This is a genomic window from Caballeronia sp. INML2, from assembly GCF_023631365.1.
Classification (GTDB): domain Bacteria; phylum Pseudomonadota; class Gammaproteobacteria; order Burkholderiales; family Burkholderiaceae; genus Caballeronia; species Caballeronia turbans.
This window is the reverse complement of the sequence record NZ_JALQDH010000049.1, coordinates 47,942-58,286: the sequence shown is the minus strand read 5'-3', so window position 1 is coordinate 58,286 and position 10,345 is coordinate 47,942. Positions and strand designations below refer to the sequence as shown.

At 66.1% G+C, this 10,345-nt stretch carries 10 protein-coding genes and 1 riboswitch; of the genes, 7 read left to right on the top strand and 3 right to left on the bottom strand.

Going from position 1 to position 10,345, the window contains the following annotated elements; all coding sequences use genetic code 11:
* Positions 1-11: 11 nt before the first annotated feature.
* Positions 12-201, bottom strand: a riboswitch (cobalamin riboswitch).
* A gap of 76 nt (positions 202-277) precedes the next feature.
* The 4 genes from NCT32_RS18065 to NCT32_RS18050 are packed head-to-tail and all read left to right on the top strand — an operon-like array spanning position 278 to position 3,400.
* Complete coding sequence (locus tag NCT32_RS18065; RefSeq protein ID WP_061115654.1) at positions 278-1,489, top strand: bifunctional cobalt-precorrin-7 (C(5))-methyltransferase/cobalt-precorrin-6B (C(15))-methyltransferase; 1,212 nt, start codon at positions 278-280, stop codon at positions 1,487-1,489.
* A gap of 18 nt (positions 1,490-1,507) precedes the next feature.
* The gene (locus NCT32_RS18060; RefSeq protein WP_061116050.1) at positions 1,508-2,266 is read left to right on the top strand and encodes a cobalt-precorrin-6A reductase; all 759 of its coding nucleotides are present in this window, start codon (positions 1,508-1,510) and stop codon (positions 2,264-2,266) included.
* Positions 2,263-2,988, top strand: a complete 726-nt coding sequence (gene cobM, locus NCT32_RS18055; protein WP_061115655.1) for a precorrin-4 C(11)-methyltransferase — start codon at positions 2,263-2,265, stop codon at positions 2,986-2,988. The genes NCT32_RS18060 and cobM overlap by 4 nt, the downstream gene beginning before the upstream one ends.
* Positions 2,989-2,995: 7 nt before the next feature.
* Positions 2,996-3,400 carry a DUF4186 domain-containing protein gene (locus NCT32_RS18050; protein WP_061115656.1) on the top strand — a complete coding sequence of 135 codons (405 nt, stop codon included), beginning with the start codon at positions 2,996-2,998 and terminating at the stop codon, positions 3,398-3,400.
* A 107-nt stretch (positions 3,401-3,507) separates the two neighbouring features.
* On the opposite strand, the gene NCT32_RS18045 is transcribed toward NCT32_RS18050, so the two are convergent.
* Positions 3,508-4,257 (bottom strand): TerC family protein, encoded by a 750-nt coding sequence (locus NCT32_RS18045; RefSeq protein ID WP_061115657.1) that lies wholly within the window; start codon positions 4,255-4,257, stop codon positions 3,508-3,510.
* Between the two features lie 291 nt (positions 4,258-4,548).
* Here NCT32_RS18045 and NCT32_RS18040 point away from each other — a divergent pair, with 291 nt between their 5' ends.
* The 3 genes from NCT32_RS18040 to NCT32_RS18030 all read left to right on the top strand — a co-directional run bounded on the left by NCT32_RS18040 (position 4,549) and on the right by NCT32_RS18030 (position 8,027).
* Positions 4,549-5,706, top strand: a complete 1,158-nt coding sequence (locus NCT32_RS18040) for an OpgC domain-containing protein (RefSeq protein WP_061115658.1) — start codon at positions 4,549-4,551, stop codon at positions 5,704-5,706.
* Positions 5,707-5,863: 157 nt separating this feature from the next.
* Positions 5,864-6,037, top strand: a complete 174-nt coding sequence (locus tag NCT32_RS18035; RefSeq protein ID WP_086960659.1) for a DUF1328 family protein — start codon at positions 5,864-5,866, stop codon at positions 6,035-6,037.
* A 127-nt stretch (positions 6,038-6,164) separates the two neighbouring features.
* Positions 6,165-8,027, top strand: coding sequence for a sigma-54-dependent Fis family transcriptional regulator (locus tag NCT32_RS18030; protein ID WP_061115660.1), 1,863 nt, complete (start codon positions 6,165-6,167; stop codon positions 8,025-8,027).
* Positions 8,028-8,182: 155 nt separating this feature from the next.
* Here the strand turns inward: NCT32_RS18030 and eutC are convergent, their stop codons facing one another.
* Together eutC and NCT32_RS18020 are read right to left on the bottom strand one after the other, a co-directional pair.
* The gene (gene eutC, locus NCT32_RS18025) at positions 8,183-8,953 is read right to left on the bottom strand and encodes an ethanolamine ammonia-lyase subunit EutC (RefSeq protein WP_061116052.1); all 771 of its coding nucleotides are present in this window, start codon (positions 8,951-8,953) and stop codon (positions 8,183-8,185) included.
* Positions 8,950-10,326, bottom strand: coding sequence for an ethanolamine ammonia-lyase subunit EutB (locus tag NCT32_RS18020; protein ID WP_061116051.1), 1,377 nt, complete (start codon positions 10,324-10,326; stop codon positions 8,950-8,952). The genes eutC and NCT32_RS18020 overlap by 4 nt, the downstream gene beginning before the upstream one ends.
* Between the last annotated feature and the right edge of the window lie 19 nt (positions 10,327-10,345).

Sequence of the window (10,345 nt, the reverse complement as noted above, 5' to 3'; positions counted from 1 at the left end):
CGGTCGGCGTCGCGCGAATGCGGTGAGTCGGCAGGTCTCTTGGCTGGCAGGTCTTCATTCGCGCCGGCCTTCCCGGTAGAAACCAGTGGCAGTGGAGCGCGGACTCGCTGCGTACAATTGCGGGGGCAGCCACAGTTTTCTGTGTTCCCTCTTAGGCCCTGGGTCTCTTCGACTCCGGGCACCGACGGACCTGTATTATGCCCGCTTTTATCGACCATCCAGGCGCTTCAGGGCCGCCGCCCGAAGCGCATTCCAAATCGCATGAAGGAGGCCGCGCATGTCGAACTGGCTGACCGTGGTAGGGATCGGCGAAGATGGCTGGCACGGCCTGTCCCGCGTCGCGCGCCGCGCGCTGCTCGACGCCCAGTCGATTCACGGCGGCGAGCGCCATCTCGCGTTGCTGCCGGCGCGCATTGCCGCGAGCCGTGTGCCGTGGCCTAAACCCTTTTCACTCGACGCCGTGCTCGCCGGACGCGGCGACGGCAAGACCCGCATATGCGTGCTCGCGAGCGGCGATCCGATGTGCTTTGGCGTCGGCGCGACGCTCGCGCGTGAAGTCGCCAACGGCGAAATGCGCGTCATTCCCGCGCCGTCGTCGCTGTCGTTCGCGGCGGCGCGTTTGCACTGGGCGCTGCAGGATGCCGTGTGCGTATCGCTTGTCGGGCGGCCGGTCGCGTCGCTGCTCGCGAGCCTGCATCGCGGCGTGCGTCTGCTCGTGCTGAGCGCCGACGGCGCGACGCCCGCCGCCGTGGCCGCGCTCCTGACCGCGCATGGCTTCGGCGCGAGCCGCATGACCGTCTTCGAGCATCTGGGCGGGGACGAGGAGCGCCGCATCGACGAACGTGCCGACGACTGGCGCGAGCCCCTCGTCGCCGCGCTCAATCTCGTCGCGATCGAATGCCGCACGCACGCCGGGCACGCGGGTCCGCCGCTCACGCCGGGCCTGCCCGACGACGCTTATCGTCACGACGGCCAGCTCACGAAGCGCGACGTGCGTGCCGTGACGCTCGCGCGCCTCGCGCCGCAACCGGGCGAACTCTTGTGGGATGTCGGCGCGGGTTGCGGCTCGATCGGTATCGAATGGATGCGCGCGCATGGCGCGTGCCGCGCGATTGCGATCGAAGCGAACGAAAGCCGGCAGCGTCTCATCGAGCACAACCGCGACGCGCTCGGCGTGCCCGCGCTGCAGCTCGTGAAGGGCGAGGCGCCCGACGCGCTCGACGGCCTGCCCGCGCCTGACGCCGTATTCATCGGCGGGGGATTGACGGTGCCGGGCGTGCTCGATGCGTGCTGGGCGCGCCTGCGTCAGGGCGGGCGGCTCGTCGCCAATGCAGTGACGCTGCAAAGCGAGGCGGCGCTCGTCGAATGGCGCGGGCGGCATGGCGGCGAGCTGACGCGCATCGGTGTCGCGCAGGCGGAGCCGCTCGGCAGCTTCGATACGTGGCGTCAGGCGCTGCCGATCACGCTGTTGCATGCGAGCAAGCCGTGACGAGTCATGCGTAAGGAAATGCCGGGAAACTCGAAGCGCGTGCTGCTGCTCGGCGGCACCGGCGACGCGCTCGCCATCGCGCGCGAACTGCCCGCCGCGCATGTCTACAGTCTCGCGGGCCTCGGGCGCGTGCCGGGCGACCTGACGTGCACGGTGCGCGTCGGCGGCTTCGGCGGCATCGACGGACTTGCCCGCTATCTGCGCGCGGAGAACATCGCGCTCGTCGTCGATGCGACGCATCCGTATGCCGCGCAGATGAGCCGTCACGCGCACGCCGCCTGTGCGCTCGCGGACGTGCCGCTCTGGGCGGTGCGACGTCCCGCGTGGCAGCCGCAGCCGGGCGACGACTGGCGCGATGCCGCCGACTGGCGCGAAATCGTGGCGCGTATCGCGGCATTTCAACGGCCGCTTTTCACGCTCGGGCGCGAGGCGCTCGCGCATCTGCATGAAATTCCCGCGTCGCAGCGCTGGACGGTTCGCTGTCTCGAAGCGCATCCGGGCAACGAACGCGCGAAGATCATCGACGCGCGCGGCCCGTTCGATCTCGAAGGCGAGCGCGCGCTGTTCGACGCGGCGGGCGTCGATGTGGTCGTCAGCAAGAACAGCGGCGGCCGCGCGACCGAAGCGAAGCTCGCCGTCGCGCGCGAACGCGGCTTGCCGGTCGTGATGCTCACGCGGCCGTCGCTGCCGGACGCGCACAGAACGTTCGACGACGCCGCGAGCGCGCGCGACGCGCTGCTGCGCTGGCTCGACTCAATCGACACATCGGAAACATGACGATCTATTTCATCGGCGCGGGGCCGGGCGATCCCGAACTCATCACCGTCAAGGGACAGCGGCTCATCCGCACGTGTCCCGTGATTCTCTATGCCGGCTCGCTCGTGCCGAAGGACGTGCTCGACGGGCATCGCGCGGCGAAGTGCATCGACACGGCCGAGCTCGACCTCGACGCCATCGTCGCGCTGTTGCAGGACGCGCACGCGAACGGGCAGGACGTGGCGCGCGTGCATTCCGGCGATCCGTCGCTCTACGGCGCGATCGGCGAGCAGATCCGCCGGCTCGACGCGCTCGCGATTCCCTACGAAGTCGTGCCGGGCGTGACGGCGACGGCGGCATCGGCGGCGGCGCTGAAGCGGGAACTGACGTTGCCGGGCATCTCGCAGACCGTGATCCTCACGCGCTACGCGACGAAAACGTCGATGCCGGAAGGGGAAAGTCTCGCGGATCTCGCACGTCATCGCGCGACCCTCGCGATCCATCTCGGCGTGCGGCATATCGAGCGCATCGTCGCGGACCTGGTGCCGCACTACGGCGCGGATTGTCCGGTGGCGGTCGTGTTTCGCGCGAGCTGGCCGGACGAGACGCGCATCGAAGGAACGCTCGCGGAGATTGCGTCGAAAGTACGTGCGGCGGGCGTGGAGCGCACGGCGATGATTCTCGTCGGCCGCGTGCTGGCCGCCGACGGCTTCGCGGATTCGACGCTCTACGCGAAGGACTGATCACGCCATGCGCGACCTCGACACCGTGTTCGACGCGCTCGCGAAATCGGCTTTCCGGCGGCGTTTCGCGCTCGGCGTGCGCGAGGGGAAATATCTGCGGGAAAAGGGCGTCGACACGGTGATCGCGCAGGCGCATGAGTTGATCGGCAAGCGGCTCGCGCCGCAAGCGCCGTTGAACGACGGCAAGCAGACGCCGTTTCGCGGGCATCCGGTGTTCATCGCGCAGCACGCGACGGCGACGTGCTGCCGTACGTGCCTCGCCAAGTGGCACGGCATCGCGGCAGGCAAGGCGCTCGACGACGCCGGGCGACAACATGTCGTCGATGCGATCGCGCGCTGGCTGCGCGCGCAACCGCTGCCGGCTGCGAAGGACGCCGCGCCCGACAATCCGCAGCGCGAATTACCTTTCTGATGCGCCGTTCAGCGTGACTCGTCCGGCGGGCAGGACGATGGCGCAACAGGCGCTCCCGCGCACGGCGCCGGGTGAGCGCTAGCCGCGTTCGCGAGCAAGGGCGCCGTTCATCGCGGGCCCGGGGCTCGTCGTCCCCTCGCCCGGCGAGACAGCATGTTCAGCCCCTCGACCAGCGCCGAGAACGCCATCGCCGCGTAGATGTAGCCCTTCGGCACATGCGTGCCGAATCCTTCGGCGATCAGCGTCATCCCGATTACGAGCAGGAAGCCGAGCGCGAGCATCACGATCGTCGGATTGCGCTCGATGAAGCGCGACAGCGGGCCTGCGGCGAAGAGCATCACGGTCACGGCGGCGATCACCGCGACGAACATGATCGGAATGTGCTCGGTCATGCCGACCGCGGTCACGATGCTGTCGATGGAAAACACGAGGTCGAGCAGCAGGATCTGGCCGATCGCCGACAGCGGCGTCAGCGACTTGGCCGATTCGGCGCCGGCATGACCGTCGTCGTCGTGCGTAACGTGGTGATGGACTTCGGTCGTCGCCTTCCAGACGAGAAACGCGCCGCCCGCGATGAGAATCAGGTCTCGCCATGAGAAGCCGTGACCGAACGCTTCGAAGATGGGCGTTGTGAGCCGCACGATCAGCGCGACGGTGCCGAGCAGCCCGAGCCGCATGACGAGCGCGAGCGCGATGCCGATGCGCTGCGTGCGCTCCCGGTGCGCCGCAGGCAGCTTGTTGGTCAGGATGGAAATGAAGATCAGGTTGTCGATGCCGAGCACGACTTCCATGACGACGAGCGTTGCGAGCGCGGCCCAGGCGGCGGGATCGGCGAGAAGGGCGACGAGATAGTCCATGGTCCGGGGAATGATTCGACAGGTGAGGGCGAGATATTAGCCTGATCGCCGCCGATAGTGAAAGGAACTTGAAAACTTCATGCAAATCGTGATGCTCAAGCCGCGGTGACAAGCCCACCCGTCGTCGCGCTGTGGTCGTTATCGGTCGCAAATACCGGAATTAAAACGATTATTTGCGCCTGTTCTGATGATGCGCCGCCGCATTTACGGGTAAACTCCTATGCTTTCGTGCCGCGTGTCCGTGGCCGCCGTCCAACTTCCTGTCGCCAGGACACACCGAACTCAAGCCGCATGCAGGGAAAATCACAACGTCTCGTCGAGCTGGACTTCTTCCGCGGACTGGTGTTGCTCATCATCGTCGTCGATCATATCGGCGGCAGCATGGTGTCGCGCTTCACGCTTCATTCGTTCGCGCTGAACGACGCCGCCGAAGTCTTCGTGTTCCTCGGCGGTTTCGCCACGGCGACGGCGTATGGGTCGCTCGCGCAGCGACGCTCCGAAAGCGTGGCCCGCGTGCGCTTCCTCAAACGCGCGTTCGAGCTTTATCGCGCGTTTCTGGTCACCGCCTCGCTGATGCTCGTCGCGTCCTTCCTGCTGCGGCCGTTTTTCGGCCACGCGCCGAATCTCGCGCTGCATGACCTCGACAGCCTGATGTCGCAGCCGCTTTCGTCGATCGCGCAGATTCTCACATTCGAGCGCCAGCCGTATCTTGCCGCCGTTCTGCCGATGTACGCGCTCTTCGCGCTCGCCGTGCCGCTCATGCTGCCGCTCGCGCGCAGCAAGCCCTGGCTGTTGCTGGGTCTGAGCCTCGCGTTGTGGGCCTTCGCATCGCAGATTGGCGAATACATGCCGTCCGTCGATGACAACCTGTGGGATTTCAATCCCGCCGCGTGGCAGTTGATGTTCGTGCTGGGCGTTTTGGCGCGCTGCCAGCCGGTTTACCGGCGAGTGAGCACGAACCGCTTCGGCTGGATCGTGAGTGCGGGCGCGGTCGCGTTGATCGCGGGCATGGCGTACTACAAGCTGCTCGTGCTGCCGCCCGTGCTGGATAGCGCTTTCAAGCGCGATCTGGCCGGACCGCGCGTCGTCAATTTCCTGGCCATCGCGTGGATTGCAGCGAATCTGGCGCGTTACGGCGTCGTCAAGGCCGTGGCGCGTCGTTTGCCGTGGGTCGGCGCGTTGGGGCGTGACGGCATGGTGTCCTTCGTTGCGGGGACGGTGATCTCGCTCGTCGTCGATTCGATCCTGTTCACCCTCACCGATGGCCTCGTCAACGTGCCAGCCGGCCTTGCCGCCGATGCCATCGCGATCGGCGCGCTGCTCGCCGTGCCGCACGCGCACCGTCGGGTCGCGACGTGGCTCGGCACGCGACAGCCGGCGCCGGTAGCCACTGCCGCGCGTGCGACCGTCGCAGCAACCGCCGACACTCGGGCGCGGGCGGTACGCTGAGAACGCTATTCAGACGGGCAGTTCGCTGCCCGCTTTTTTCTGAGCCGATGCGCAACTAACTGTCGAATTTTCTCGTCGCACGCGACAAAAATCGACGATGACCGTCATGGCATGCAGCTTGCACGCTGAAGGCAGTTCAACACACAACGGACTCGTCATGCTGAAGCTCGCCATCCTGTTCGCAATCATTTCCGTCGTCGCCGGTTTCTTCGGTTTTACACGTGTGTCATCCGGCGCGGCGGGCATCGCCAAGATTTTTTTCTTCATCTTCTTGATCCTGTTCGTCGTGTTCCTGGTCATCGCGATCACGGCGGGTTCGCTCGTGCTGTAGCGCCGGGAACGTCGGAAACGCCGTGCGGGCGCGTCTGCGTGCTTCCTCGCATCGACCCGCACGCCGCGACGGTGTTACATTGCCGCGAGAGACAAGCGAGCGACAGTGAACCGGAAAGGAGGAGGCGATGCAGCATGCCATCGGCGCGGCCTTGCAGCCTGCGCAATGCGACGTCATCCGTCATTCGCACGAGCGCTCCGCCACATTCGGGTTGTGCGAGACGATGCGCCCGGATTACGCCGTGCTGTCGGGCGCGGAACTCGCCGTCAAGGTCGGCGAGAGCCGCGCGCTCTTTGCGCACGCACTGCCGGTGATGGAAACGCTGTATGCGCAGATCGCCAATACGCACAGCATGATCGCGCTGACGGATGCGAGCGGTCTTATCCTGCATTCGCTCGGCGACGACGATTTTCTCGCCCGTGCCGAAAAAGTCGCGCTGAGGGCGGGCGCGGTGTGGAGTGAAGCGCATCAGGGCACCAACGCCATCGGCACGACGATCGCGGAGCGCACCGCCGTCACCGTTCATGGCGACCAGCATTATTTGCGCGCCAATCATTTCCTCAGTTGTTCGAGCGTGCCGATCCTCGATCCGCACGGCAATCTCTCCGGCGTCCTCGATGTGACTGGCGACCGGCGCGGCTATCACCAGCACACGATGGCGCTCGTGAAGATGTCCGGGCAGATGATTGAGAACCGCCTGATCGCGAGCGCGTTCGGCGACGGGTTGCGCATCCGCTTTCACAGCCGGCCCGAGTTTATCGGCACGCTGATGGAGGGCCTCGCCGTATTCGATCTCGACGGCCGCCTTCTGTGCGCGAACCGCAGCGCGCAATTCCAGCTCGGGTTCGAACTGGCGCATCTGCGCTCACAGACGCTCGAGGCGCTGTTCGGCGAGCGCGTCGACTCGCTGATCGCGTGCGCGGGCGACGCACCGTGCCGTCTCGAACTGCATAGCGGCGTCGCGGTGTTCGCGAGTATCGAATTTCATGCGCGTCCGGCATCCAGCGTGTCGCCTGCGACAACCGCGATGGCCGTGCGCGAGCAAAGCGGGTCGAGCCTCGCCGATCTCTGCACCGGCGACGCGCAGATGAACGACATCGTGGCGCGCGTGCGGAAGGTCATCGGCAAGAACATCGCCATTTTGATCGGCGGGCCGACGGGCGCCGGCAAGGAAATGCTCGCACGCGCGATTCACCGCGATTCGCCGCGCCGCACGGGGCCGTTCGTCGCGGTGAACTGCGCGTCGTTGCCGGAGACGCTGATCGAATCGGAGCTTTTCGGCTATACGCAGGGCGCATTCACGGGCGCGGCGAAGCGCGGCGCGATCGGCAAGATCGTGCAGGCGAACGGCGGCACGCTCTTCCTCGATGAAATCGGCGATATGCCGTTCGCGATGCAAAGCCGCTTGCTGCGCGTGCTGCAGGAACGCGTCGTCGAGCCGCTCGGCGCGGCGCGCGCGGTGCCGGTCGATTTCACGCTCGTCTGCGCGAGCAACCGCCGGTTGCGTGAGTGCGTTGCGCAGGGGACGTTTCGCGAGGACCTGTATTACCGAATCAATGGCCTTTCGGTGACGCTGCCGCCGCTCGCGGAACGGACGGATCTGCGCGCGGTCGTCGACGAGATGCTGCGCCACGAGCGTTTCGCGGGCCGCATCGTCGGCATCGATGACGACGTGCTCGCGCTCTTCGCGCGTCATCCGTGGCCGGGCAACTTCCGGCAATTGAGCAATGTGCTGCGCACCGCGTCGGCCATGCTCGACGATCACGACACGCATATCGGTGTCGAACATCTGCCGCATGATTTTCTCGATGAGCTCGGTGAAGGCGGTTTGATCGAAGACGCGCCGCTGCCGGTGAGCGGGGCGCGTCTCGTGGATATCGAAGCGAGCGCGGTGGCCGCGGCGCTCAGGGCGCACGGGGGCAATGTGTCGGCGACGGCGCGGGCGCTCGGCATCTCGCGTACGACGTTGTATCGGAAGTTGCGGGTTTGACGACGCTTCGGTTTTTTTTGCTCGGCCAGCGAGATTGCCGTGGATGGCTGGTTTTTTTCGCCGGATCCCGTTTTCTTTGTGGTTTATTGGCGTTGCCCCGCACAGGGGCAGTGCTAATAAACCAATACGAAAACGGGATCCGGCGAAACAAAAACCTAACCCTCAACAATCCCATCATCCCGCGCGGGTAACGAGCCGCTATGATCCTTCAGACCGACACCTGTGAGCTTCAACCTGCGCGCTTCATTCAACAGCCACATCAGCCTGAAGGCCGCATTCTCGTAATCGAGTCCTTCGGGCCGCACGTTCGAGATGCAGTTGCGCTCGGCATCGTGGCGCCCGGCGCGCGGCGCGTAAGTCACATAAAGCCCGAGGCTGTCGGGCGAACTGAGTCCCGGCCGCTCGCCGATCATCACGACGACGATCCTCGCCCGTAAAAGCTCACCGATGCGATCGCCCAGCGCGACACGCGCCTGCGTCGCGATCACGACGGGCGCCACCTTCCAGCCGTCGAATGTTCCGCGCAGACACATAAGCAACGGTGCGACATGACGTTGCGCAGCAAAAGCCGACAAGCCATCGGCGGCGACGAAGACGAGTTCGGGCGGATCGTCGGTCGCGGCGGAGTGCGCGCTCAAACGGGCAACGCTCGCCTCGTCGAGCATGCGGCCGAGATCCGGGCGACGCAGATAATGATCGCGATCCGGCGCGGCGCTTTGCACGTCCAGCGTCTCGAAACCGGCGGCGCGCAGTGTCGCGCCCAGCGCGGCCGTATCGAGCGGCTGATGCACCGCGTCGCGCGCCTGGGCATGCGCCAGTTCGAACGCGAGCAAGGGCGCGGTCGGCAGACTGCTGCCCGCGCGGCCGAGCGCGATGCGCGCGTTGGTGAAGCGCCGCAGCGCGTTCCATGCGTCGGCGTCCGTCATGAGTCGATCCATTCGAGCAGAGGTTGCGCGGGCGCCGCGAGAAGGCTGCCGTGACCATCGGTGACGCGCATCTTCGCAAGCCATGCTTCGAACTCCGGCGCGCGCTTCAGGTTCAGCACGCGGCGGATGTAGAGCGCGTCATGAAACGACGTGCTCTGGTAGTTGAGCATGACATCGTCCGCGCCCGGCACGCCCATGATGAAGTTGACGTTCGCCACGCCGAGCAGCGTGAGCAGCGTGTCCATGTCGTCCTGATCCGCTTCGGCGTGATTGGTGTAGCAGATGTCGCAGCCCATCGGCACACCGAGCAGCTTGCCGCAGAAGTGATCTTCGAGTCCGGCGCGGATGATCTGCCGGCCATCGAAAAGATACTCCGGGCCGATGAAGCCGACCACCGTGTTCGTCAGAAGCGGTCTGAAGCGCCGCGCGAGCGCGTATGCGCGCGCTTCGCACGTTTGCTGATCGAGCCCGTGATGCGCATTCGCCGACAGTGCGCTGCCTTGTCCCGTCTCGAAGTACATGACATTGTCGCCAACTGTGCCGCGCCGAAGCGACAGCGCCGCATCGTGCGCTTCCTCCAGCAGCCCGAGCGATACGCCGAAGCTCGCGTTCGCCCGCTCGGTGCCCGCGACCGACTGAAACACGAGATCGACGGGCGCGCCTTGCTCGATCGCCGCGAGCGTGTTGGTGACGTGCGTGAGAATGCACGATTGCATCGGCACGTCGTAGCGCTGGCGGAAGTCGTCCATCATCGCCAGCAACTTGCCGATGGCGGCGGGCGAATCCGAGGCGGGATTCACGCCGATGACCGCATCGCCGCAGCCGTAAAGGAGGCCGTCGAGCATGGATGCGGCAATGCCCTTCGGATCGTCGGTCGGGTGATTCGGCTGCAGGCGCACCGACAGATGTCCGGGCAATCCGATGGTCGTGCGAAAGCGGGTGACGACCGGGCGCTTCCTGGAAGCGAGAATCAGGTCCTGGTTGCGCATCAGCTTGGAAACGGCCGCGGCCATTTCCGGCGTGACGCCCATGGTGATGCTTTCGAGCGCGGCGGTGTCGGTGCTGTCGGCGAGCAGCCACTCGCGGAATTCGCCGACGGTCAGATGCGCGATCGGTGCGAAGGCCTCGCGCGAGTGCGTATCGACGATCAGGCGCGTGACTTCGTCGTCTTCATAGGGGATGAGCGGCTCGTCGAGAAACGCGGCGAGCGGCACCTGCGCGAGCGCCATTTTCGCGGCGACGCGCTCTTCCTCCGTCGCCGCGGCGACGCCCGCGAGTTCGTCGCCGGAGCGGCGCGGGCTGGCACGCGCGAGCAGCGTCTTCAGATCGTCGAAGCGGTAGCGGCGCGCGCCGATCGTCTCGTGATAGCTCATCGCTTCCCCCGGATGGATC

Bases quoted from the DNA above. Each gene is read 5' to 3' on its own strand.
- NCT32_RS18040 (WP_061115658.1), top strand. From the start codon at position 4,549: ATGCAGGGAAAATCACAACGTCTCGTCGAGCTGGACTTCTTCCGCGGA.
- NCT32_RS18060 (WP_061116050.1), top strand. From the start codon at position 1,508: ATGCCGGGAAACTCGAAGCGCGTGCTGCTGCTCGGCGGCACCGGCGAC.
- NCT32_RS18045 (WP_061115657.1), bottom strand. From the start codon at position 4,257: ATGGACTATCTCGTCGCCCTTCTCGCCGATCCCGCCGCCTGGGCCGCG.
- eutC (WP_061116052.1), bottom strand. From the start codon at position 8,953: ATGACGGACGCCGACGCATGGAACGCGCTGCGGCGCTTCACCAACGCG.
- NCT32_RS18020 (WP_061116051.1), bottom strand. From the start codon at position 10,326: ATGAGCTATCACGAGACGATCGGCGCGCGCCGCTACCGCTTCGACGAT.
- NCT32_RS18030 (WP_061115660.1), top strand. From the start codon at position 6,165: ATGCAGCATGCCATCGGCGCGGCCTTGCAGCCTGCGCAATGCGACGTC.
- NCT32_RS18050 (WP_061115656.1), top strand. From the start codon at position 2,996: ATGCGCGACCTCGACACCGTGTTCGACGCGCTCGCGAAATCGGCTTTC.
- NCT32_RS18065 (WP_061115654.1), top strand. From the start codon at position 278: ATGTCGAACTGGCTGACCGTGGTAGGGATCGGCGAAGATGGCTGGCAC.
- NCT32_RS18035 (WP_086960659.1), top strand. From the start codon at position 5,864: ATGCTGAAGCTCGCCATCCTGTTCGCAATCATTTCCGTCGTCGCCGGT.
- cobM (WP_061115655.1), top strand. From the start codon at position 2,263: ATGACGATCTATTTCATCGGCGCGGGGCCGGGCGATCCCGAACTCATC.